Annotated in this window: 23 protein-coding genes and 2 tRNA genes; 18 read left to right on the forward strand and 7 right to left on the reverse strand. The window is 71.9% G+C overall.

Going from position 1 to position 22,792, the window contains the following annotated elements:
* Window positions 1-172 precede the first annotated feature (172 nt).
* The 3 genes from rplU to obgE all read left to right on the forward strand — a co-directional run bounded on the left by rplU (window position 173) and on the right by obgE (window position 2,337).
* Entirely contained in the window at window positions 173-493 is a 321-nt protein-coding gene (rplU, locus tag ACIBK8_RS05105; protein WP_393680275.1) for a 50S ribosomal protein L21, read from the forward strand.
* 14 nt (window positions 494-507) lie between these two features.
* Window positions 508-765, forward strand: a complete 258-nt coding sequence (rpmA, locus tag ACIBK8_RS05110; protein ID WP_227044930.1) for a 50S ribosomal protein L27 — start codon at window positions 508-510, stop codon at window positions 763-765.
* A gap of 135 nt (window positions 766-900) precedes the next feature.
* Window positions 901-2,337, forward strand: coding sequence for a GTPase ObgE (obgE, locus tag ACIBK8_RS05115; protein WP_399040154.1), 1,437 nt, complete (start codon window positions 901-903; stop codon window positions 2,335-2,337).
* Between the two features lie 69 nt (window positions 2,338-2,406).
* Here obgE and ACIBK8_RS05120 read toward each other — a convergent pair whose 3' ends face one another.
* From ACIBK8_RS05120 to ACIBK8_RS05140, 5 genes are all read right to left on the reverse strand, one after another.
* Entirely contained in the window at window positions 2,407-3,048 is a 642-nt protein-coding gene (locus ACIBK8_RS05120) for a lactate utilization protein C (protein WP_399040155.1), read from the reverse strand.
* Complete coding sequence (locus tag ACIBK8_RS05125) at window positions 3,045-4,598, reverse strand: lactate utilization protein B (protein ID WP_399040157.1); 1,554 nt, start codon at window positions 4,596-4,598, stop codon at window positions 3,045-3,047. Before ACIBK8_RS05125 ends, ACIBK8_RS05120 begins: the two co-directional genes overlap by 4 nt.
* Window positions 4,595-5,362: a (Fe-S)-binding protein gene (locus ACIBK8_RS05130; RefSeq protein ID WP_399040158.1), complete on the reverse strand. Its 768-nt coding sequence runs from the start codon at window positions 5,360-5,362 to the stop codon at window positions 4,595-4,597. Before ACIBK8_RS05130 ends, ACIBK8_RS05125 begins: the two co-directional genes overlap by 4 nt.
* Before the next feature lie 184 nt (window positions 5,363-5,546).
* The gene (locus ACIBK8_RS05135) at window positions 5,547-6,287 is read right to left on the reverse strand and encodes a FadR/GntR family transcriptional regulator (protein WP_399040159.1); all 741 of its coding nucleotides are present in this window, start codon (window positions 6,285-6,287) and stop codon (window positions 5,547-5,549) included.
* A gap of 201 nt (window positions 6,288-6,488) precedes the next feature.
* Window positions 6,489-8,561 carry a hypothetical protein gene (locus ACIBK8_RS05140; RefSeq protein ID WP_399040160.1) on the reverse strand — a complete coding sequence of 691 codons (2,073 nt, stop codon included), beginning with the start codon at window positions 8,559-8,561 and terminating at the stop codon, window positions 6,489-6,491.
* 502 nt (window positions 8,562-9,063) lie between these two features.
* Here ACIBK8_RS05140 and proB point away from each other — a divergent pair.
* The 5 genes from proB to ACIBK8_RS05165 all read left to right on the forward strand — a co-directional run bounded on the left by proB (window position 9,064) and on the right by ACIBK8_RS05165 (window position 14,377).
* Window positions 9,064-10,143 carry a glutamate 5-kinase gene (gene proB / locus ACIBK8_RS05145; RefSeq protein ID WP_399040295.1) on the forward strand — a complete coding sequence of 360 codons (1,080 nt, stop codon included), beginning with the start codon at window positions 9,064-9,066 and terminating at the stop codon, window positions 10,141-10,143.
* A gap of 235 nt (window positions 10,144-10,378) precedes the next feature.
* Window positions 10,379-10,876 (forward strand): hypothetical protein, encoded by a 498-nt coding sequence (locus ACIBK8_RS05150; protein WP_399040161.1) that lies wholly within the window; start codon window positions 10,379-10,381, stop codon window positions 10,874-10,876.
* Between the two features lie 236 nt (window positions 10,877-11,112).
* Window positions 11,113-12,381, forward strand: a complete 1,269-nt coding sequence (locus ACIBK8_RS05155; protein WP_399040162.1) for a glutamate-5-semialdehyde dehydrogenase — start codon at window positions 11,113-11,115, stop codon at window positions 12,379-12,381.
* Window positions 12,382-12,442: 61 nt separating this feature from the next.
* Entirely contained in the window at window positions 12,443-13,093 is a 651-nt protein-coding gene (locus tag ACIBK8_RS05160; protein ID WP_399040163.1) for a hypothetical protein, read from the forward strand.
* A 165-nt stretch (window positions 13,094-13,258) separates the two neighbouring features.
* A complete protein-coding gene (locus ACIBK8_RS05165; protein WP_399040164.1) occupies window positions 13,259-14,377 on the forward strand; it encodes a hypothetical protein in 1,119 nt (372 codons plus the stop codon).
* Here ACIBK8_RS05165 and ACIBK8_RS05170 read toward each other — a convergent pair.
* Entirely contained in the window at window positions 14,340-15,455 is a 1,116-nt protein-coding gene (locus ACIBK8_RS05170) for a M48 family metallopeptidase (protein ID WP_399040166.1), read from the reverse strand. The genes ACIBK8_RS05165 and ACIBK8_RS05170 overlap by 38 nt on opposite strands.
* Before the next feature lie 131 nt (window positions 15,456-15,586).
* Here ACIBK8_RS05170 and ACIBK8_RS05175 point away from each other — a divergent pair, with 131 nt between their 5' ends.
* The 9 genes from ACIBK8_RS05175 to ACIBK8_RS05215 all read left to right on the forward strand — a co-directional run bounded on the left by ACIBK8_RS05175 (window position 15,587) and on the right by ACIBK8_RS05215 (window position 20,789).
* Window positions 15,587-15,730 carry a hypothetical protein gene (locus ACIBK8_RS05175; protein WP_393680254.1) on the forward strand — a complete coding sequence of 48 codons (144 nt, stop codon included), beginning with the start codon at window positions 15,587-15,589 and terminating at the stop codon, window positions 15,728-15,730.
* A 118-nt stretch (window positions 15,731-15,848) separates the two neighbouring features.
* Window positions 15,849-15,998, forward strand: coding sequence for a hypothetical protein (locus ACIBK8_RS05180; RefSeq protein WP_393680253.1), 150 nt, complete (start codon window positions 15,849-15,851; stop codon window positions 15,996-15,998).
* A 45-nt stretch (window positions 15,999-16,043) separates the two neighbouring features.
* Entirely contained in the window at window positions 16,044-16,655 is a 612-nt protein-coding gene (gene nadD, locus ACIBK8_RS05185; RefSeq protein WP_227044962.1) for a nicotinate-nucleotide adenylyltransferase, read from the forward strand.
* A 24-nt stretch (window positions 16,656-16,679) separates the two neighbouring features.
* Entirely contained in the window at window positions 16,680-18,512 is a 1,833-nt protein-coding gene (locus ACIBK8_RS05190) for a LytR C-terminal domain-containing protein (protein ID WP_399040167.1), read from the forward strand.
* Between the two features lie 185 nt (window positions 18,513-18,697).
* Window positions 18,698-19,132: a ribosome silencing factor gene (gene rsfS / locus ACIBK8_RS05195; RefSeq protein ID WP_393680250.1), complete on the forward strand. Its 435-nt coding sequence runs from the start codon at window positions 18,698-18,700 to the stop codon at window positions 19,130-19,132.
* Window positions 19,129-19,782 carry a histidine phosphatase family protein gene (locus ACIBK8_RS05200; protein WP_393680354.1) on the forward strand — a complete coding sequence of 218 codons (654 nt, stop codon included), beginning with the start codon at window positions 19,129-19,131 and terminating at the stop codon, window positions 19,780-19,782. The genes rsfS and ACIBK8_RS05200 overlap by 4 nt, the downstream gene beginning before the upstream one ends.
* A 113-nt stretch (window positions 19,783-19,895) precedes the next feature.
* A tRNA-Ala gene (locus ACIBK8_RS05205) sits at window positions 19,896-19,968 on the forward strand.
* A gap of 338 nt (window positions 19,969-20,306) precedes the next feature.
* The gene (locus ACIBK8_RS05210) at window positions 20,307-20,552 is read left to right on the forward strand and encodes a hypothetical protein (protein WP_393680248.1); all 246 of its coding nucleotides are present in this window, start codon (window positions 20,307-20,309) and stop codon (window positions 20,550-20,552) included.
* Between the two features lie 3 nt (window positions 20,553-20,555).
* Window positions 20,556-20,789: a hypothetical protein gene (locus ACIBK8_RS05215; protein WP_393680246.1), complete on the forward strand. Its 234-nt coding sequence runs from the start codon at window positions 20,556-20,558 to the stop codon at window positions 20,787-20,789.
* A 381-nt stretch (window positions 20,790-21,170) separates the two neighbouring features.
* Here the strand turns inward: ACIBK8_RS05215 and ACIBK8_RS05220 are convergent, their stop codons facing one another.
* Complete coding sequence (locus ACIBK8_RS05220) at window positions 21,171-22,541, reverse strand: glycosyltransferase 87 family protein (RefSeq protein ID WP_399040168.1); 1,371 nt, start codon at window positions 22,539-22,541, stop codon at window positions 21,171-21,173.
* Between the two features lie 152 nt (window positions 22,542-22,693).
* Between ACIBK8_RS05220 and ACIBK8_RS05225 the strand changes: the two genes are divergently transcribed.
* Window positions 22,694-22,766: transfer RNA gene (locus tag ACIBK8_RS05225), tRNA-Ala, on the forward strand.
* The last annotated feature ends 26 nt before the right edge of the window (window positions 22,767-22,792 follow it).

Here is a 22,792-nt window from a genome sequence, read left to right on the forward strand (position 1 = left end):
GGTCAAGGCCCCGTAACCTTGACCGTCGGTGTCTGTGACACCAAACCCCTGAGCAAACACCTCTCGGTTCGCCGAGGGAGGCCGCTCGTCCACTCGGATTCCACGGGCCTTTCCCTAGCCCGTGTGAGCGGCTGGCATCAGAGGATCGAAACCTAGCGAGAGAGAGTTCCGCGTGTACGCGATCGTGCGCACCGGCGGCCGTCAGCAGAAGGTTGCTGTCGGCGACGTCATCGAAGTTGACCGCCTTTCGACCAGCAAGGTCGGCGACACCGTCGAGCTCTCGACGCTGCTCGTCGTCGACGGCGACTCGGTCACCAGCGACCCCTGGGTCCTGGCCGGCGTGAAGGTCCAGACCGAGGTTGTGGACCACCACAAGGGCAACAAGATCCGGATCCAGAAGTACAAGAACAAGACCGGTTACAAGAAGCGGATCGGCCACCGCCAGCTCCACACGGCGCTGAAGATCACCGGCATCGACGCTCCGGCGAAGTAAGGGACTGAGGAGACATGGCACACAAGAAGGGCGCATCGTCCACTCGGAACGGTCGCGATTCCAATGCTCAGCGGCTCGGCGTGAAGCGCTTCGGCGGTCAGGCCGTCAACGCCGGTGAGATCCTGGTCCGCCAGCGCGGCACCCACTTCCACCCGGGCACCGGTGTCGGCCGCGGCGGCGACGACACCCTGTTCGCCCTGGCTGCGGGCGCGGTGCAGTTCGGCACCCACCGTGGTCGCAAGGTCGTGAACATCGTTCCGGCCGGCGAGTAATCAGCTACCGGGCGACAGCTCAGCAGTAGCACCACTCCGAGGGCGGACCGCCTTTTCCCGTGAGAGCGGGAAGGCCGGTCCGCCCTCGGCGTGTTAATACAGAGACATTCCCGTAGTTATCTGGAGGACCCCACCATGACCACCTTCGTGGACCGCGTCGAGCTGCACGTCGCCGCGGGTAACGGAGGCCACGGCGTGGCCTCCGTGATGCGGGAGAAGTTCAAGCCGCTCGGCGGACCCGACGGCGGCAACGGCGGACGCGGCGGCGATGTGATCCTCGTCGTCGACCAGGACGTCACCACACTTCTCGACTACCACCACCACCCGCACCGCAAGGCCACCAACGGCCAGCCGGGCGCGGGTGACCACCGTTCGGGCAAGAACGGCCAGGACCTGGTCCTGCCGGTTCCCGACGGCACCGTCATCCTGGACCGTCAGGGCAATGTGCTCGCCGACCTCGTCGGCCAGGGCACCACCTTCATCGCGGGGCAGGGCGGCCGGGGCGGGCTCGGCAACGCCGCGCTGGCCTCCGCCCGCCGCAAGGCGCCCGGTTTCGCGCTGCTCGGTGAGCCCGGCGAGGCCAGGGACATCGTCCTGGAGCTGAAGACCGTCGCGGACGTCGCGCTGGTCGGCTACCCGAGCGCGGGCAAGTCGTCGCTGATCTCGGTGCTCTCCGCGGCCAAGCCGAAGATCGCCGACTACCCGTTCACGACCCTGGTGCCCAACCTCGGCGTGGTGACGGCGGGTTCGACCGTCTACACCATCGCCGACGTGCCGGGCCTGATCCCGGGTGCCAGCCAGGGCAAGGGCCTGGGCCTGGAGTTCCTGCGGCACGTCGAGCGCTGCGAGGTGCTGGTGCACGTGCTGGACACCGCGACGCTGGAGTCCGAGCGCGACCCGCTCTCCGACCTCGACACCATCGAGGCCGAGCTGGCGCAGTACGGCGGCCTGGAGAACCGGCCGCGGGTGGTCGTCCTGAACAAGGTCGACATCCCCGACGGCAAGGACCTCGCCGACATGATCCGCGGTGACCTGGAGGAGCGCGGCTACCGCGTCTTCGAGGTCTCGGCCGTCGCACGCATGGGCCTGAAGGAGCTGTCCTTCGCGCTGGCCGAGATCGTGGCCGCGGCCCGTGCCGCCAAGCCGGTGCAGGAGGCCACCCGCATCGTGATCCGCCCGCAGGCCGTGGACGACACCGGCTTCACGGTCACCGAGGAGGCCGAGGGCCTCTACCGCGTGCGCGGCGAGAAGCCGGAGCGCTGGGTGCGGCAGACCGACTTCAGCAACGACGAGGCCGTCGGCTACCTCGCCGACCGGCTCAACCGCCTCGGCATCGAGGACGCGCTGCTCAAGGCCGGCGCGCGGACCGGCGACGGCGTGGCGATCGGCCCCGAGGACAACGCCGTGGTCTTCGACTGGGAGCCGACGATGGCGGCCGGCGCGGAGATGCTCGGCCGGCGCGGCGAGGACCACCGCATGGAGGCGCCGCGGCCCGCCGCCCAGCGCCGCAGGGACCGGGACGCGGCGCGCGACGAGGCCGACGAGGAGTACGACGGCTTCCGCCCGTTCTGATGTGGCACGGGACGGCCCCCGGGAGGTGAACTCCTCCCGGGGGCCGTCCCGTTGTGCGGCGGGCGCAGGTCAGGCGTCGGTGCGGATCACCACGTCCAGGGTGCGCGGGCCGTGCACACCCTCGACCCGCTCCAGCTCGATGTCGGAGGTCGCCGACGGGCCGCTGATCAGCGTCGTCGGGCGGCCGGGAGCGAGCCGGGCGACGGCCTCCGGGACGCCGACCACGACCGTCGACAGGTCGACGACGCAGACGTGCAGGTCGGGGACGAGGGAGAGGGCGCGCCTGCCCTGGCCGGGCGAGCCGTCGAGGAAGATCGTGCCGGTCTCGGCGCAGCTGACGGCGGAGGCGGTGACCACGCCGTCCAGCGCGTCGAGGCGGGGCGCGGGGACGTCCGCCGCGTCCTCCTGGACCTCGCCTTCGTACGCGGCGAGCCAGGCGGGGTCGAGCCCCGGGGGGACGCCGATCCGGCGGGCGGCGCGGTCGTGCAGGACCGCGGCGACGGTGGCGGCGGTGCCGTCGGCGGTGCAGGTGTGGACGTGCGCCTTGTAGTCGACCAGCCGGTCGGTCAGCAGGGCGAGCCGCTGGTCGTCGGGCAGGGTGCGGCCGGTGCGGTAGGCGCGCGGGACGGTCACCTCCTGGGCGGGGGCCAGGGCGAGGGCGTCCCGGACGCGTCCGAGCACCGTCTCTCGTGCGGTCGCCGATGCGCTCATCGCTGCTCCTCGGAGTCGTCGTGTGCCGCGGCCCGCTGCCGGGCCCCTTCGTCCGCCGCGCCTTGCAGGGTGGCGGCGCCCTCGTCGGACGCGAGCCAGGCGCGGAAGCTCTGCCGGGGCGGTGCGGGGGTGTCCCGGCTGTCGCTCCAGCCGCTGAAGGGCGGCGGCAGGTGCGAGATCGTGCCGTCCCGGCCGCCGAGCACCCGGCCGAGGCCCGCGGCCTTCTGCGCGGCGGTGTAGAGCTTCGGGCGCTTCATCACGCCGGCCGCGGCCTTCATCGCCAGCTTCTCCGGCGTGGTGCCGGACTGCTCGGTCTTCTGGTGGCGCAGTTCGACCAGCAGCGACGGGATGTCGATCTTCACCGGGCAGGCGTCGAAGCAGGCGCCGCAGAGGCTGGAGGCGTACGGCAGCGAGCTGTTGGGGTCGTCCTTGGCGGCGTGCATCCCGGCGAGCTGCGGGGTGAGCACCGCGCCGATCGGGCCCGGGTACGTCGATCCGTAGGCGTGGCCGCCGGCCCGTTCGTACACCGGGCAGACGTTGAGGCAGGCCGAGCAGCGGATGCAGTGCAGCGCCGCGCGGCCGACGCTGTCGGCGAGCGCGGCGGTGCGGCCGTTGTCGAGCAGCACCAGGTGGAACTCCTGCGGCCCGTCGCCCGGTGTGACGCCGGTCCACATCGAGGTGTACGGGTTCATCCGCTCGCCGGTGGAGGAGCGGGGGAGGAGCTGGAGGAAGACCTCCAGGTCCTGGTAGCGGGGGATGACCTTCTCGATGCCCATGACGGTGATCAGCGTCTCGGGCATGGTCAGGCACATCCGGCCGTTGCCCTCGGACTCGACGACCGCGAGGGTGCCGGTCTCGGCGACGCCGAAGTTGGCGCCGGAGACGGCGACCTTCGTCGTCATGAACTTCTCGCGCAGGTAGGCGCGCGCGGCGGCGGCGAGGTGGGCGGGCACCGCGTCCAGCGACGGGTCGACGCCGGGGATCTCCTTGAGGAAGATCTGCCGGATCTCGTCGCGGTTGCGGTGGATGGCGGGGACCAGGATGTGCGACGGCTTGTCGTGCGCGAGCTGCACGATCAGCTCGGCGAGGTCCGTCTCGTACGGGGTGATGCCGCGGCTTTCGAGGTGCTCGTTGAGGCCGATCTCCTGGGTGGCCATCGACTTGACCTTGATGACCTCGTCGCTGCCTGTCGCCTCGATCAGCCGGGTGACGATCGCGTTGGCCTCGACACCGTCGCGGGCCCAGTGGACGGTGCCGCCGCGCTCGGTGACCTTGCGTTCCAGCTCCTCCAGCAGGTCGGGCAGCCGGTTCATGGTGTCGGCCTTGATCGCCGACCCGGCGTCGCGCAGCTGCTCCCAGTCCGGCAGTTCACCGGTGACGGCCAGCCGCTTGGCGCGGATGGTGTGGGTGGCCCGGCCGAGGTTGCGGCGCAGCTGCTCGTTGCGCAGCTCGCCGTCGGCGGCCTTGGGGAAGGCGGCGTCGCCGCGCAGATTGCCCTCGCCGTACGGGGCGCGGGGCGGGGTGGCGGGCATGCCGAGGAAGGTGCTCATCGGACGGCCTCCGTCAGGACGTGGGGCGCGGTGCGGGTGGCGGCGAGGATCTGCGCGAGGTGCAGGGTGCGGGTACCGGCCTTGATGCGGCTCAGACCGCCGCCGATGTGCATCAGGCAGGACGAGTCGCCAGCGGTGCAGACGTCGGCGCCGGTATGGGTGATGTGGCCGATCTTGTCGTGCAGCATCGCCGACGAGGTCGCGGCGTTCTTGACGGCGAAGGTGCCGCCGAAGCCGCAGCAGGAGTCGGCTTCGGGCAGTTCCACCAGGTCGATGCCGTCGACGGCGCGCAGCAGCCGCAGCGGCTTGTCGCCGACCCGCAGCATCCGCAGCGAGTGGCAGGTGGGGTGGTAGGTGACGCGGTGCGGGAAGTGGGCGCCGACATCGGTGACGTCCAGGACGTCGACGAGGAACTCGGAGAGTTCGTAGGTCTTGGCCTTGACGGTGGTGACGGCGACGCGCAGCGCCCGGTCCCCGTACCGCTCGGCGACGATCTCGTGCTGGTGGCGCACGGAGCCGGCGCACGAGCCGGACGGCATGACCACGGCGTCGATCGCCGCGTCCCCGAACTGCTCGGCGAAGCCGCGCACCAAGGGGACGGGTTCGCGTTGGTAGCCGGTGTTGACGTGCATCTGGCCGCAGCAGGTCTGCTCCGGCGGGAACACCACTTCGTGGCCCAGGCGGGCCAGCAGGACGGCGGTGGCCTTCACCGCGTCGGGGAAGAGGGTGTCCCCCAGGCAGGTGGCGAAGAGTCCGATACGCATGGGAGTGCCTCCCCATCAATTTACGGTCCGACCATTCTACTCTCGGTCCTTTCGGTTTCGAGAGAGCGGCTCTTGCCGGGTGTACCCGGATGTGTGGGGTGGGGTGCGCAACGGCGGACGGCCCGGCACCCGTAGAGGGGGCCGGGCCGTCCGGGCCGGACAGATCAGGCGGGGGCGGGCGGGGTCAGGCGGCCCCGTCGCCCGCCGCCTCGTCGACCAGCGTGCCGTGGATGCCGCGGATGTGCCGCTCGACGAGGTCGGCAGCGGCCGTGCCCTCGCCGGCCCGCACCAGCCGCAGCAGCTCGGTGTGGTCGTCGTTGAGCGCCGCCGCGGTGGCCGGCCAGTCATCGGCCGCCTCCAGGGCGCGCAGGATCAGCGGGCGCACCGACTCGCGGACGGCGGCGGTGAGGGTGGAGGTCAGGTCGTTGCCCGAGCCGCGCGCCATCTGGACGTGGAAGCGGGTGTCCAGGTCGTTGAACTCGGCGGCGGCCAGGCCGGGTTCGCGCAGCCGGGCGAGGATCTCGTCGGCCTCGGCCAGGTCCTTGTCCGTCGCGCGGCGGGCCGCCGCCTCGAAGCTGGAGCGTTCCAGGGTGACCCGGGCCTCCAGGACGTTCTCCAGGCTGTAGCTGCCGAGCGCGAAGTGCAGCCGCAGCAGCCGCCCGAGGGCGTCATCGGGATGGCGCACGATCCGGGCCCCGGCATCGGCGCCCCGGCCGGCGTGCGCGACCAGCACCCCGATCGTCTCCAGCACCCGCAGCGCCTCGCGCAGCGCGGACCTGCTGACGCCGAGCGCGGGCGCCAGTTCACGTTCGGGCGGCAGCCGGTCGCCCGCCTTCAGCTCACCGGCGAGCACCTGCGCCTCGATGCTCTCCAGCACCAGCTCGTGCGTACGGGACTGCCGCACGGGGCGCCACTCGGCCGCCATCCCACACCTCTTGGCTCGCTCTACGGATCGGGCCGGCGCCCACCGGGGCCCGGCCGTGTCCCTCACATTCTATGGTCCGACCGTAGGGGCGCGGCCCGGCCGGTGCAGGGCCCGCGCCGCCGCCGGAAACGCGAGCGGGGCCCGTCGGAAACGCGAGCGGGGCCCGTCGGAACGGGCCCCGCTGTCGTGCGAAAACTCCGGTCAGACGGCCGCGGGAGCGTCCGGGGCGCCGTTCGGCTCGGCCGCCTCCGCCTCCTCCAGGGAACGCTGGGCGGGAATCCCGGCCAGCCGGTGTTCCATCCGGACCCGGCGGGCTTCGGCCTTCGCGCAGAGGTCGAGCGCCGCCTGGTTGAAGCGGACCGGCGAGGGCGGGTCCGAGGGGCCGAGCAGATGCTCCTTGAGGGCCGCGCGCTCGCCCGCGAGGGTGTCCTTCTCCGGGTTGCGGACCGTGTCGAGCAGGTCGGCGACCCCCTCGGCAGCCGGCGTGAGGATCGTCGCCGCGCGCACCGTCGGGAACTGCGAACGGAAGTCGTCCTCGGTCATCCCCGAGGTGTTGGCGACCGCGTACGGCTTCTCGCTGGAGAGGTAGTCGGAGACCACGCTGGAGACGTCGGTGATCAGCACGTCGGCCTGGTTGAAGCAGCCGAAGATGCCGGGCCGCGCGGTGGTGATGACGAGGTGCTCCCACTCGGGGAAGGACGCCCAGTACGCCTCTTCCCAGGCGGAGGCCGCATCCGCCACCGCGGCGGCGCGGCCCTGCGGGGGCGTGCCCTGGAGCCGCATCCGCTCCAGTTCGTCGGAGCTGGGGCGGAACGCGGAGGTGGTGAGCGCGGTCAGGGCGTCGCGGCGGCGGACCAGTTCGGCCGCGGCCTCCGGGCCGGGGCGCGCGCCGTCCCGCTTGGTGTTCGCCTCGGCGATCATCGCCCGGATACGGGAGTTGGCGGCGCCCGCACGCGGGTCCACGGAACCGGTCATCGGGTGCGGCTTGTACAGCAGCCGCACCGAGGGGTCGGCCAGCAGCTCGCGGACGATGTTCTCACCGGCCAGGATCACCGAGGTGTTGCCCGGGTTCCCGTCCCAGCCCTCCCAGGTCGGGGCGTACAGCACGGTCGTCATACGGCCGGCGGGCGCGCCCTCGTACGGCCGGATCGGGGCCAGCTGCGGGCGGCCCACCTCGACGACGTCCTTGTCCTCCACACCGATGTCGGCGAGCTGGTAGCGGTCGCGGGCCGCAGGTCCCGCCACCCACACCTCGTCGTACGCCTTCGCGTACGGGTTGCAGGAGGACAGCTTGTCGCTCTCGCCGTGGTTGGTGAAGGCGTGCTTGATGGAGGGGATGCGCAGGATCTGCGAGGTCTTGCCGGAGTTCGCCGGGTGCAGCAGGAGCTGGAGCGTGGTGTGCTCCAGGCGCATCAGGTTGGCGACCTTGGGGATGCAGACGATCGGGATGTCCGTCGCCTCGATCTTCTGCACCATGAAGCGCTCGCGGAGCACGATGATCGGGTTGCCGTCCAGGTCGGCGAGGGTGGAGAGCCACATGTTGGCCTGGTAGGCGGACGAGGCGCCGCCGGAGAAGTACATGCCGACCGTCGGCCGGTATGCGGCCAGCCAGTTGTCCAGCCACTCCAGGGCGCGCGCCTCGTTGATCACCCGCTTCTTGGGGAGCAGCCAGGTGCTGAGGTAGAGGCCGCCGCCGAGGGAGAGGACCAGCGAGACGGTGAGGCCGATGCCGCCCCAGAACGCGTCCGTGGTGAGAGCGGTCACCATCATGCCGATGGTGGTGGGGACCGAGAAGCGCAGCAGGCGCCGGCCGGTCTGGCGGGAGAGGAGACGCGGGGGCGCGTCGGACAGGCCCAGCGCGCTCGCGTCGATGTTCCGGGTCACGAACGGCAGCGCGCGGCTCCTGCGGACCAGCACGGCGATCGCCTGGCACACGAAGTGCGTGCCGTAGAAGACCAGCAGGGCGATGGTCAGCGGCGCCTGCTCGACGAGCGGGTTGATGCCGTCGATGTGCAGCAGGCCGACCAGTATCAGCATGTCGCGCAGCAGTTGGCGGACCGTGACGTCGAACCGGATCCGGCCGAGCACGGCGAGCAGTCCCGGTTGCTTGTGCTGGAGGATCAGATCGAGAGCCAGGTTGACCACGGACGCGGCGATGAACAGCGGAATGACGGGCAGCAACGCGCCGAGGAGCTGGGCGATGAACGCGACCATCATCGCGAGCAGCGCCACGAGCTGCATGGCTCGGCGGGGGGCGATTCCGGGGGAAGGCACGAGGGGAGGGCTCCTGGCAGCAAGAAGGTCAGGGAAGGCCGAGGGGGCGGCCGAGTCCCGCGCTGCGACGCCGCCGGGCGGCGAAACGGGACCGATGGACACCCGACCGTATGACCTTGTTGGCTCCGGTGACAATCTGCTGTGGCTCTCATCACCGCGAAAGCGGACCAATCGAACGCAACCTCCGGGGCGTTACTTCCGTCTTATGGGAAATCACCGCGACGCGACATACGTGACGGTGCGCACGTGAAGTGCGGTGCCGCAGGGCACCGGCCGTCGCCCGGTGCGAGCAGCCGTCCGCCGACCGATATCCCCGCGCGGCCCGCCGGCGCCCTGCCGTAGATTTGCGGAGAGGGACGCGGTACGGGACGGCCCGTACGGCGGACGATGGCGAGCACAGGGGTAGCAGGTGGCAGGCGCAAGTCAGGACGCAGGGGCGGCACGTGGGGCCTCGGCCGACGAGGGGCACGGGCGACGGGAGGGTGTCGCGGAGGCCCGCCGGATCGTGGTGAAGGTCGGCTCCTCCTCGCTGACCACGGCGTCCGGCGGGCTGGACGCGGACCGGGTGGACGCCCTGGTGGACGTCCTGGCCAAGTACCAGGACAAGGAGATCGTGCTGGTCTCGTCCGGCGCCATCGCGGCCGGTCTCGCCCCCCTCGGGTTCGACAAGCGGCCCCGCGACCTCGCCCGCCAGCAGGCCGCCGCCAGCGTCGGGCAGGGCCTGCTCGTCGCCCGCTACACCGCCTCCTTCGCGCGCTACGGCCGCCGGGTCGGCCAGGTCCTGCTGACCAGCGACGACACCAGCCGCCGCGCCCACTACCGCAACGCCTGCCGCACCCTCGACCAACTGCTGGCCATGGGCGCCGTGCCGATCGTCAACGAGAACGACACCGTCGCCACCGACGAGATCAGGTTCGGCGACAACGACCGGCTGGCCGCGCTCGTCGCCCACCTCGTCCGCGCCGACCTGCTCGTCCTCCTCTCCGACGTCGACGGCCTCTACGACGGCGACCCCTCCACCCCCGGCACCTCCCGGATACCTCAGGTCAGCGGGCCCAAGGACCTCGAAGGCATCGTCATCGGCAGCGCCGGGCGTGCCGGTGTGGGCACCGGCGGCATGGTCACCAAGGTGGAGGCCGCCAGGATCGCGGCGGCTGCCGGCGTCCCCGTCGTCCTCACCTCCGCCGTGCACGCCGCCGACGCCCTGGCCGGCGGCCCGACCGGCACCCACTTCCTGCGCACCGGACGGCGCTCCGCCGACCGGCTGCTCTGGCTCGCGCACGCCTCCACCCCGCGCGGCGCGCTGGTGCTCGACGACGGCGCGGTCCAGGCCGTCGTCGAACGCCACTCCTCGCTGCTGCCCGCCGGAATCGCCTCCGTCGACGGGGAGTTCTCGGCCGGCGACCCGGTCGAGCTGCGGGACGGCACCGGCCGGGCCGTCGCCCGGGGTCTCGTCAACTTCGACGCCAGGGAAATCCCCCGTTTGATAGGGCGCTCGACCCGCGACCTCGCCCGCGAACTGGGCCCCGCCTACGAGCGCGAGGTCGTGCACCGGGACGACCTGGTCCTCCTGCACCACTGATCCCGGACGCCCCAACGGGCTTTGCGGGCAACAGGGTTGGGCGGCCCGCCGGAGCCCGTCGGTCCGCCTTTCCGCGGGGACCTTCGTAAAAACGCCCCCGCGAGAGCCCGCGGGCTGGTCAACTTTGTTGCGGGGGCGCCGCAGATGAGCGGCGCCCGCAGCACGCCGAGGAACGACCGCACCGATCGGCTCCGCACCCCGAGCGCGGAGCGATTCGCATCACAGGAGGCCGCCGGTGGTACGAGGGCGCCCAGGGGCACAGCTCCGCGGGACGGCGGAGCGCGCACTGACCAGCGTCGGGCCGGGCAGCACCGCCGCCCGGCCGGAGGACGACGCCGGCGCGCAATGGCACGGCACACCACAGGAGGCAGCGCGTCCGGAGCGCCAGGAGGTGTCCCGGTTGTGGCACATCACGCTCAGCGTCTCCGGGGCCGAGGCCCCCTTGACGGACGTGCGGCGGGCGCTCGAACAGCTCGCCCACGACCACCCCTTCCTGCTGACCAGCCGCTATGCCAATGACCACGCCGAGATCCGGTACTGGGAGGAGGCCCGGGACCTGCACGACGCCGCCGCGGTCGCACTGCGGCTGTGGGGCGAACACCGCTCCACGGCCAAGCTGCCGCCGTGGGAGATCGTCGGCCTGGAGGTCATCGACCGCGAGACCTACCACCAGCGCATCGCCGAGGGCTACGGCCCGCCGCCCGCTTCACCGGTCGGGGTCCATCCGTACTGAGCCGGCGGGGACGCCTCGTCGGGCGGCAGCCCACGGGCGTCCCACGGGCCTCCCGATGGCGTCCCGTAGACCTCCCGCGGCCGTTCCACGGGCGTCCCGCCGGCCTTCCCCGGCGCGCTGTGGCCCGCCCCTGCGCCGTCCCCGCCGTCCCGCACCCGTCCCGAGTACGTCCCGCAGCCGTCCCGTTCCGTGAACCGCCCCCGGCCACCGGCCGTCGTTTCGCTAGGCTGCCGCCCATGACCAGCAGCGCATCACCCACCTCGCCCGTCATCGAGACCGCAACCCGCGCCAAGGAGGCAGCCGCCGTCCTGGCGCCGCTGCCGCGTACCGCCCGTGACGGCGCGCTGCTCGCCATCGCCGACGCCCTCGTCGCCCGTACGCAGACGATCGTCGACGCCAACGCCGATGACGTCGCCAAGGCGCGGGCGGCGGGCACCGCCGAATCGCTCGTCGACCGGCTCACCCTCACCCCCGAGCGGATCGCCGCCATCGCCGCCGACGTGCGCGACGTCGTCGCCCTGCCCGACCCGGTCGGCGAGGTCGTCCGCGGCTCGACCCTCCCCAACGGCCTCGACCTGCGGCAGGTCCGCGTCCCCCTCGGCGTCATCGGCATCATCTACGAGGCCAGGCCCAACGTCACCGTGGACGCCGCCGCCCTCTGCCTCAAGTCAGGCAACGCCGTGCTGCTGCGCGGCTCGTCCTCCGCCTACGCCTCCAACAGCGCCCTGGTCGACGTGCTCCGCGACGCCGTCGAGAGCGCCGGGCTGCCCGCCGACGCCGTCCAGCTCGTCCCCGGCGAGAGCCGCGAATCGGTGCGCGAGCTGATGCGCGCCCGCGGCCTGGTCGACGTGCTGATCCCGCGCGGCGGTGCCTCGCTGATCCGCACCGTCGTGGAGGAGTCCACCGTGCCGGTCATCGAGACCGGCACCGGCAACTGCCACGTCTACGTCGACGAAGCCGCCGACATCGACATGGCGCTCGACATCCTGATCAACTCCAAGGCCCAGCGGCCCAGCGTCTGCAACTCCGCCGAGACGGTCCTGGTACACGCCGGGATCGCCGACGCGTTCCTGCCGCGCGCCCTCGAAGCGCTCACCCAGGCCGGCGTGATCGTGCACGGCGACACCGCCTGGCAGCAGGCGGGCCCCGGCCTGGTCGCCCCCGCCACCGACGAGGACTGGGCGACCGAATACCTCTCGTACGACATCGCCGCCGCCGTGGTGCCCGACCTCGACGCGGCGGTCGCACACATCCGCCGCTGGACGTCCGGCCACACCGAGGCCATCGTCACCACCTCGCAGGCCGCCGCCCGTCGCTTCACCCAGTTGGTGGATGCGACGACCGTCGCCGTCAACGCCTCCACCCGCTTCACCGACGGCAGCCAGTTCGGCTTCGGCGCCGAGATCGGCATTTCCACCCAGAAGCTGCACGCCCGCGGCCCCATGGGCCTGCCCGAGCTGACCTCCACGAAGTACATCGTCACCGGCGACGGCCACACCCGCTGACCGCCCGCCGGATTCCGCGCGATCCCTGCCCAAAACGACCCGCCGGGGCTACCCTGGACGGGTGCCGGACGACGTGGGGGGCAAGCCGTTCCCGGACGGTGATCAGCCCGACGAGCACGACCACGGGAGCCACGGAAGCGCGGACGAAGAATTCGCCTCCGTGGTCTTCGACGAGGCTTTCGTCCGTGCCGCGCAGATCCATGAACCCTCGGCCGTCGAGCGACTGCTCGCCGCCGCCGAGGCCCGCGCCGAGGCGGAAGCCCGCCCCGGACCCGGCCTCGGCCCCGACCACGAAGGCCCCGAGGGGCTGGACGGCGGACCGGGCACCCGCGCCCGCCGTCGCGCCCGCCGCGATCCGGACGGCTTCGACCCGGAAGCCGACGACTACGACACCTACGACGAGTACGCGCCCTACGACCCGTACGGCCCCTACGGCGGCGCGCTGCGCCCCTACCGGACCGCCCGCTGGCACCGCCCGGTGGCCTGGGTGCTCGCGCTGGTCATGGGCGTCGGTCTGGTCGCGCTGGCCTTCGCCGCCGTCTACCGCGGAGCCTCGGGCAAGGCCCCGAACCCGGCGCCGCGGCCCGCATCCAGCGGCGTGGACAGCACCCAGGGCGGAGGCACCACCGCGAGCGGACGCCCGGGGCTGCCCCCCTCCGCGTCGGCCGGATCCGCCCCGCCGTCCGCCTCCGCCGTGCCCAGGCCGCACTGACCGACCGCCCGGCCGACGAGCGGCCCGGCAGGCGCCGCGCCCCGGCGCACAGGCCCCCGCGCACGGCCCGCGGGCGCCGCGCCCGGCAGGTCGCGGCGCACCGTCCGCCGAAGTTGCCGGGCCCCGGGGCGTTTACCCACCGCCTCACCGACCTACCCTTGTTGTATGACCGGGCGAGGTGACCCTCCCGAGGGGACGCCCAACGGCGCCCCGGGAGGCGGTGAGGACGAATACCGATCCGTTGTCTTCGACGAGTCGTTCGTGCGGGCTGCCCGACTCCAGGAGTTCTCCGCCGACGAGCGACTGGGCGAGCACCACGCGCCCGCAGTCCGGCCCCGCCATCCCTGGCTGCGGGCCGCCGGATCCCGGCAGGCCCTGCTGCTGGTGCTGCTGATCGTGCTCGCCTTCGGCACCGCCATCTACATGGGCGTACGCCACCCGTACAAGACGCCCGACCCGGTCAAGGTGCAGGCCCTGCGGTCCGCCGTCATCCCGCTCACGCCGCCGGGCAAGGTGCCGGGCGGCGCCCCTGATGACCTCATCGCGCACAGCCCGGCGGCGCACTTCCGGGTCGGCGCGGCGGGGGTCAACCTGCCCACCGTCGAGCGCACCCGGCACTTCTCCGACAGCCAGATCGTCACCGCGATGAGCATCGCCAAGGACTACCTCGTCCGCTCCTCGATCGACCCGGCCACCCTCACCGGCGGATCCGTACGGCCCGTGCGGCTCCTCCTGGACACCGGCCAGCTCGACCAGTTCGACCGGAGCCTGGCCCGCCCCACCGACGACGGGCACCACGCCGCGACCGGCTGGCTGGTGCGCTTCGACCCCCGCACGACCGCGCTCGCCGACCGGGACGTACGCGTCGACGGCACCCTCGCCGCGTCGGAGAGCGGCCCCGACGCGCTGGACGTCACCGCCGACTACACCTTCGTCTACGCCGTGCGCGCCACCCACGAGGGCGCCCAGCGGGCGGACAACGGCACCGGGCGGCCCCTACCGGGCGCCACCTCGCTCTTCACCGTCCGGCGCGAGATGCACTTCCGCCTCAGCCGCGCCGACCTCGACGACCACCGGCTCGAGGTCGTCCAGAGCAGCACGCAGGCAGGGCCGATGGCCTGCACCGCCCAGGCCGGTGTGCTGCGTCCGCTGCTGGCCGGCCAGGACGCGGGAAACGCCCGGCCGGCGGGCACCGACCCCTACTCACACCAGCGGGCGAACCCCGCGCTCTGCGGCCGGCTCGACGCTACTTCCCTGCCGGCCCCGAGCCACCCGGCCCGTTAGCACCGTCCGCGCCGTCGGCGCCGCCGCCGGAATCGCCGGGCCGTGAACCGCCGCGGAAGACCGTGTCCCGCAGCTTGCCGCCGAGATCGCCCGCGCCGCCCGCGATGTCACGCACCAGGCCCATCAGCGGGTCCTTGCTGTTGCGCACCGAGTCGGCGTAGTGCGAAGCGGAGTCGCGGAACGAGTCGGAGACCGAGGTGTCCTTGTCCTCGTCGCGCCGCGGGTAGTGGCCGTCCATGATCCGCTGGAAGTCGCGGCTGGCCGCCCACTTCTTCAGCTCGGCGGCCCGCACCGTGGTGAACGGGTGGCTGCGCGGCAGGACGTTGAGGATCTTCAGCACGGAGTCGCGCAGGTCACCGCCCGACTCGTACTCCTCCGCCTGCTCCAGGAACGCGTCGACGTTCATCTCGTGCAGATGATTGCCGCCGGCCAGCTTCATCAGGCCGCGCATGGACGCCTGGACGTCCTGCCCGACCAGCAGGCCCGCGCGGTCCGCCGACAGCTCCGACTTGCGGAACCACTCGCGCAGCGCCGTCACGATCGCCATCACCGCGACGTTGCCGAGCGGGATCCAGGCGACGCGCAGCGCGAACTTCGTCAGGAAGAGCAGCAGGGTGCGGTAGACGGAGTGGCCGGACAGGGCGTGGCCGACCTCGTGGCCGATCACGGCCCGCATCTCCTCCTCGTCCAGCAGCTCGACCAGGCCGGTGGTCACCACGATGATCGGCTCGTCCAGACCGATGCACATGGCGTTGGGCTGCGGGTCCTGATTGACGTACATCGGCGGGACCTTCTCCAGGTCCAGGATGTGACAGGCGTCGCGCAGTATGTCGTTCAGGTGCGTGAACTGCTGCTCGCTCACCCGTACCGAGTCCGACAGGAAGAGCAGCCGCAGGCTGCGCTCCGGCAACAAGCCGCTGAGCGTCTTGAAGACGGTGTCGAACCCGCTCAGCTTGCGCAGCGCCACCAGCGCCGAGCGGTCCGCCGGGTGCTCGTACGACCGCGACGAGATGCCGGGGAACCGCCTGCGGTCCCTGCTCGGTACGCGTTCGCTGCCGCCGTCTGGGCTCTCCGTCATTGGGGCCTCCCCCTGTTCGACTGCGTGGTTTCAGACTAGAGGACGCCACTGACACCCGATTGGATGCTCGGGCGTACGCTGGCGAGCGCACCACATGACCGACAGGCCCGCACAAAGGGGAGCGACCCGCCATGCCGATTCCGAGCGTCCTGCTCGCCGTCTCCTCCCACACCCAGGGCCCCGGGTGGCTGCTGCGCACCGTGATCGTCGTCGGTGTCGTGGGCGCGGCCCTGATGGCCTGGTTCCTGCTGCGCGGCTACGGCAAGCAGGACTGACCTCTCCGACGACGGTCCGCCGGCTCCGGAGCGGAGTCGGCGTGAGGTCGCGCGGGACCGCCGCATACGATGTGGCGGAAGTCTCTGCCCGCCCCCAGCCCGGATTGGTCCGCCGACGATGACCCTGCACAGCACCGCACAGTCCCTGGTTCCCCTCGCCGAGGGTGGCCAGCACAACAGCCTCAGCCCGTTCGTCACCGGTGGCGGCGCCCTGGTTGTCCTGATTCTCCTGCTGTGGATCACCACCCGCTTCAACCGGGACCGCTGAGCCCCGGCACCCGGCATCGCGCGCCGCCCAGTAGGGTCTGCACGCATGGGAGAGCACACAGGGCCCGTGAAGCGGCGACTCGGAGTGATGGGCGGCACGTTCGACCCGATCCATCACGGACACCTGGTCGCCGCCAGCGAGGTGGCCAGCCAATTCCACCTCGATGAGGTCATATTCGTCCCGACGGGGCAGCCGTGGCAGAAGAGCCACAAGCTGGTGTCCCCGGCCGAGGACCGGTACCTGATGACGGTCATCGCGACCGCGTCGAACCCGCAGTTCTCCGTCAGCCGCATCGACATCGACCGCGGCGGCAAGACGTACACCATCGACACCCTGCGCGATCTGCGGGAACTGCACCGCGACGCCGACCTGTTCTTCATCACCGGCGCGGACGCGCTCGGCCAGATCCTCACCTGGCACGACGCCGAGGAACTGGTCTCGCTCGCGCACTTCATCGGGGTGACCAGGCCCGGCCACATACTGGCCGACCCCGGGCTGCCCGAGGGCGCGGTGTCCCTCATCGAGGTGCCCGCGCTGGCCATCTCGTCGACCGACTGCCGAGCACGCGTCGCCCAGGGCGAACCGGTCTGGTATCTCGTGCCCGACGGTGTGGTGCGCTACATCGACAAGAAGCAGCTCTACCGCAACGACAGCTGACGGGGCGGACGGAAAGGGGCACCGGTGAGCGACCGACAGGATCCTTACGGGCCGCAGGACCCGTATGCCCAGGATCCCTACGCCCAGGGGCAGCAGGCGTACACCTATGACGCCTACGGGCGGCCCGTGTACCACGACGCCGCGCAGCAGTCCTATGAGCAGCGCTACGACCAGTACGGACAGCCCGTCGCGCCCGCCCCCGCGCCCGAGTACGGCCACGACCCCTACGGCGGTCGGCAGGAGTACGGCTACGACCCGTACGGCGGCGGGCAGCCGCAGCCGGGCAACCCTCAGGGGTACGACCCCTACGGCCACCCACAGCAGCAACAGGTCCACCAGCAGCAACAGCAGCAGGAGTGGATCCCCCAGCAGCCCCCGCCGCCCCCGTACGAGCAGCAGCCCTACGGGGGCCAGGGGTACCCGCAGCAGGACTACGGCCGGCCGCAGCAGGACGAGGTGTCCGGCTACCGGGCGACCGGCTACGAACAGGCGCACCAGGAGACGCAGCCGCGGCCTCCGGAACAGCGCCGCGCCCCGGAGGCCGCGGGCCCCGTGACGGACGCCCCGCCGGCGCCTTCCGAGCCCTCAGGTCCCGCGGGCCCGGAGTACCACACCGAGCAGTTCTCGTTCATCGAGGAGCCGGACGAGGACTCCGAAGACGTCATCGACTGGCTGAAGTTCACCGAGAGCCGCACCGAGCGGCGCGAGGAGGCCAAGCGCCGCGGGCGCAGCCGCGTCGTCGCGCTGACGGTGGTGCTGGCCCTCCTGGTGATCGGCGGCGTCGGCTACCTCTGGTGGGCGGGCAAGCTGCCAGGGCTGAACGGTGCCGACGGCGCCGGGACGGCCGCGGGCGCGGGGCAGAAGCGCGACGTGCTCGTCGTCCACCTGCGCGACACCAAGACCGGCAACAGTTCGACCGCCCTCCTGGTGGACAACGAGACCACCGACAAGGGCACCACCGTCCTGCTGCCCAACAACCTGGTCGTCTCCAAGGACGACGGCACCACCACCACGCTCGGCAAGTCCGTCAAGGACGAGGGGACGGAGCCCACCAGGGACTCCCTGAACACCCTCCTGGGCGCCGACCTCAAGGCCAGCTGGCGGCTTGACACCCCGTATCTGGAGAACCTCGTCGAGACCGTCGGCGGCATCAGCGTCGATACGAACGCCACCGTCCCGGGCGCCAAGAAGGGCGACTCGCCGCTGGTCAAGCCGGGCAGCGACCGGCTGCTGAACGGCCAGTCCGCGGTCGCGTACGCCACCTACCAGGGGCCGGGCGAGAGTCAGGGCAAGCAACTGGAGCGCTTCGGGCAGGTCATGCAGGCCACCTTGAAGAAGGTCTCCAGCGACGCCGACGGGGCCACCGCCACGGTGAAATCGCTCCTCCAGGTACTGGACCCGCCGCTCACCGAGGCCCAGCTGGGCAGCTCCCTCGCGCAGCGGGCCGAACTGGCGAAGACCGGGGCGTACGGGACCACGCTGCTGCCCGTGCAGCAGAACGGCACGCTCAGCCCGGAGGCGGCGAAGACCGTCGTCAAGGATGTGCTCGGCGGCACGGTCAAGAAGACCGACCCGGACGCGACCCCGCGGGTCTCGGTGCGCAACGCCACCGGGGACGCCAGGGCCACCGGCAAGGCGCAGGTCGCGCTGGTCAACGGCGGCTACACCTTCGTCGACGGCGGGACGGCCGCGGCCCCGGGCAGCACGTCGGACGTGACCTATGCGGACGACGCCGACAAGGAGAAGGCCGCGGAGGTCGCCAAGACACTGGGGCTCCCGGACGGCGCCGTCACCAAGGCCAAGGGTGCGGCCAACGCGGACATCACCGTCCTCCTGGGCAAGGACTTCAAGGGCTGACGGCGGGCGGACGGCCGGCTCCCGCGCGGGAGCCGGCCGGGGTAATCGAAAACACCGACGGGAGTGTCGGTGGGCCGTGAGACCCTTGAGGGGTATACGAAGCCGATCCGGCCGCCCTCCTGGGCGGCGTCGCCAGGGGCCCAGGGCCCCGGCCGGACGGCGTTCCCTCGACCCGAAAGCCGCTTGTGACCGCCACGGACCGCTCCATCGAGCTCATCAACGCCGCCGCTCAGGCAGCGGCCGACAAGCTCGCGCACGACATCATCGCGTACGACGTCAGCGACGTCCTCTCGATCACCGACGCCTTCCTGCTGGCGTCGGCGCCCAGCGACCGCCAGGTCAAGTCGATCGTCGACGAGATCGAGGAACGGCTCAACAAGGACCTCGGCGCCAAGCCGGTGCGCCGCGAGGGCGACCGCGAGGCCCGCTGGGTGCTGCTCGACTACGTCGACATCGTCGTCCACGTCCAGCACAGCGAGGAGCGGGTCTTCTACGCGCTCGAACGCCTCTGGAAGGACTGCCCCGAGATCGACCTCCCCGAGGACGCCAAGGAGACCCGCGGCAAGGCCGCCGCGCACGCCGAGTCCACGGCGGACGACGGAGAGGGAGAGTTCAACTGAACGGCACCACTGCGGGCCGCGGCCGTCGCATCGTCCTGTGGCGGCACGGCCAGACGGCCTGGAACCTGGAGCGCCGCTTCCAGGGCTCGACGGACATCGCGCTGACCGAGACCGGCGTCGGCCAGGCCCGGCGCGCGGCCCGGCTGCTCGCCGCCCTGAAGCCGGACGCCATCGTCGCATCGGACCTCCAGAGGGCCGCGACGACGGCCGGCGAGCTGGCCGACCTCACCCAGCTCGACGTGGCGCACGACGCGGCTCTCCGGGAGACCTACGCGGGCTCCTGGCAGGGGCTGACGCACGAGGAGATCGTCACCCTGTACGGCGAGCAGTACGCGGCCTGGAAGCGCGGCGAGCCGGTGCGGCGCGGCGGCGGCGAGCTGGAGACCGAGGTCGCCGACCGGGCCGCCCCGGTGGTACTCGAACACGCGGGGAAGCTGCCCGACGGCGGCACCCTGGTCGTGGTCAGCCACGGCGGCACGATCCGCACCACCATCGGGCGGCTGCTCGGCCTGGAAGCCCACCACTGGGAGGGCCTCGGCGGGCTGTCGAACTGCTGCTGGTCCGTCCTCGGCGAGGGCGCACGCGGCTGGCGCCTGCTGGAGCACAACGCCGGCACCCTGCCGGAACCGGTCCTGGGCGACGACGACTGACCGCCCGGGGGCCGGGCCGGACACCTGGATTTCACATCTGGGCAGGTCGCAGGCTAGAGTTCTTCTTGTTCGCGGCGCCACCGGGGGAAACCCGGAGGGGCGGAACAAGACCCGGGGCTATAGCTCAGTTGGTAGAGCGCCTGCATGGCATGCAGGAGGTCAGGAGTTCAATTCTCCTTAGCTCCACAACCCCGATGATCCCGTCTCTCACGGATCCAGTGCCCGCCACCGGATCACGAGAAGGCGGGATCATTGCTGTGTGGGGACTCTGCTCCCGTCCGGCTCCCTGGGCCGGGCCGGAACTCCGTGCCGCCCCGGAAGGCCGCCACTTTTCGGGATGCAGCTCCCGAAAAGGGTCGTCCACGGACGGTTCGGGAGCGGCGCCGGGGGCAGGTTCGATGAGGGTGCCCGCCCCGGTGGGCGCGAGGCCGCCGAGAGGCGGTGGGCGCGGACGACGACGGGACTGCCCCGCTCGGCGGTCCGTGGCAGAATCGGACGGCGCCGGCAGGGGAGGAGAAAACGCGATGCCCACGAGCATCCTCGAGGAGGTCAACGACCTGCTCGATGTGGCCGAGGCGCAGGGCTATGACTGGCTGCCGGAATACGCGCTCCGCTTCACCTGCCCCGTTGACCGTCCCGGCGACACCCGCCGTGGCCGCGGTCCCGCCCTCCAGTGCCCCTCCTGCGGCTCGGCCCATGTCGCCCAGATGCTGGGCGACAACGGCGGCGTCTCGTTCGTCTGCACGGCCTGCGGCCACAGTTGGAGCTGACTGATGGGGGCTCACAGCAGGAAATGCGACTGGTGCGGCAGCGGTACGCCGATCGTCCGTGACATGGAACCGCTCAACGCCGACTACCAGTACTGGTGCGAGGAATGCGCCCGCGCGCTGGTCATAAAAGGCGATCCGATCGAGACCTACCGCGAGTTGGAGGGGGAGCCGATCTACGGGCGCCTCCTGGACGAGCACTGCACGCTGAAGCGTTTCTACTCCTTCGCCAGGGCCTGACCACCGCCCTCGTGCGCCGTCTGCTCGCGGTCCGGTATTTTCCCGCCGGGGCGGAACTCCGGGGCGTTTCCCGGGCGTTGTCGTGGACAGGAGCCGCCGCCGTAAGCGGCCGGCGGCACGGGGACGCGACACGGGGGTCGCATCGTGAGCGCTACGGACATCACACCTGACCGCACCACACCACCCGAGGACGCCGGGCGCCCGACGCGGTGGAAACCGGGCGCGCGGGAAGCCGCCGCCGAACTGGCGCAGCACACCGGGGTTTTACGCCTCGGCTGCGCTCTGGAAGCCGATGGGGAAGGCTGCCTGACGGCCCGTTTGCCGCACCGGGACGCCGCGGTCCGCGGCGCCGGAACGCCGACGTGCCGCGGCCCTTCGACGTCACGCCTTCGAAGACACCGGCGCGCCCGCGTCGTCGGACGGGCGGCGGTCATGACCACGCGCCCCGCGGCCACCCGGCCCGCCGCGCCGCCACAGCCGGAGCGCCGCCGCTCCGAACAGCGCGAGCCCCGCGAGCGGATACACGTCGGACAGCAGGAGTTGGAGGGTGTTCTGGTGCAGCTCCTCGTGGTGGTGCCAGCGGTGCGGCACCCACCACAGGGCATAGCTGGAGAACAGCAGGGCCAGTACCGCGGTCGCCGCCCAGCCGCGGCGCCGGGCGCTGCCGCCGGTGCGGTGCAGGGCCTCGGATCCGGCCAGGATCAGCATCGGCACGCACCACACCCAGTGGTGTGACCAGGAGATCGGGCTGACCAGCAGTGCGGTCGCCGCGCAGGTGACGGCGGCCCAGGCACGGTCGCCGCGCAGCAGCGCCCACACCGCGAGCGTCAGCCCGAGCGCGGTGGCCAGGACGGCCGCCACGAGCCAGGCGGAGCCCGGATCGTGGGTGTGCAGCAGCCGGGCGAGTGCGCCGCGCAGCGACTGGTTCGCGGTGATCTCGACCTCGCCGACGCGGTCGGCGGCGAAGACGGTCTCGGTCCAGAAGCGCTGCGCGTCGCGCGGCAGCGCGAGCGCGGAGAGGAGGGCGGTGGCGAGGAAGGTCGCGGTGGCGACGGCCGCCTGCCGCAGCCAGGGGTTCCGGATCCCGCGCACCCCGGCACCGGAACGCAGCTGCTGCACGGCGCGCACGGTGCCGGCGACGGCGAGGAAGACCGCGAAGAGCGCGGGCGTGAGCTTGATGCCCGCCGCGATGCCGATGCCGATGCCCGCCCAGCGGTTGGTGTCCTTGCGGGTCAGGTCCCACAGCACCAGCGCGGCGAGCAGCAGATTGATCTGGCCGTAGCGCAGCGTCGTCCACACCGGCTCGCACCAGACCAGCAGCGCGGAGAGGGCGAGCGCCGCCGCGGGGCGCGGCATGCGCCGTGGCCGGCCGACCAGGCGCAGCGAGAGATGGACGACGGCCACCAGCAGCAGGAGGTTGCCGAGCGTGGCGAGGGTGCGCATGGTCGGCACGTCGACCAGCGTCAGGGGGGTGAACAGCAGCGCGGCGAAGGGCGGATAGGTGTTGGGCAGGTGCGCCGACGTGGCCACCATGTCGTAGAGGCTGCCGCCGTTGCGGGCCGTCCAGCCCTCGGCGCGGTAGACCATCAGGTCGATCATGGTCACGTGCGCGAGGCGCTGTACGACCCAGAAGACGGCGAAGGAGAGGGTGCAGCCGACCGCTGCCGACAGCGTCGGGTGGCGGCGGATGAAACCCTTGCGGGGGCCGGGACCACCGGGGTCGGTGGACTGCTCCAGCTCCAGCGTGGTCACGGCGTACGGCTCCCCAGGACGAATCGGGCACGGCTCGCCGACAGTACCGCGCGCCCCGGCGGAGGCCCTGCGAGAAGCGATTTGGCAGAAGCCCGGGAGGGCCGTGTAATGTAGTCGATGTCGCCGCGGGAGACCGCAGCGGAGCAAGACCTGGGGCTATAGCTCAGTTGGTAGAGCGCCTGCATGGCATGCAGGAGGTCAGGAGTTCAATTCTCCTTAGCTCCACAGGATTCAGAGCGGGCCGTCCGATG

It is taken from the genome of Streptomyces sp. NPDC050161 (assembly GCF_044460025.1).
Lineage (GTDB): Bacteria > Actinomycetota > Actinomycetes > Streptomycetales > Streptomycetaceae > Streptomyces.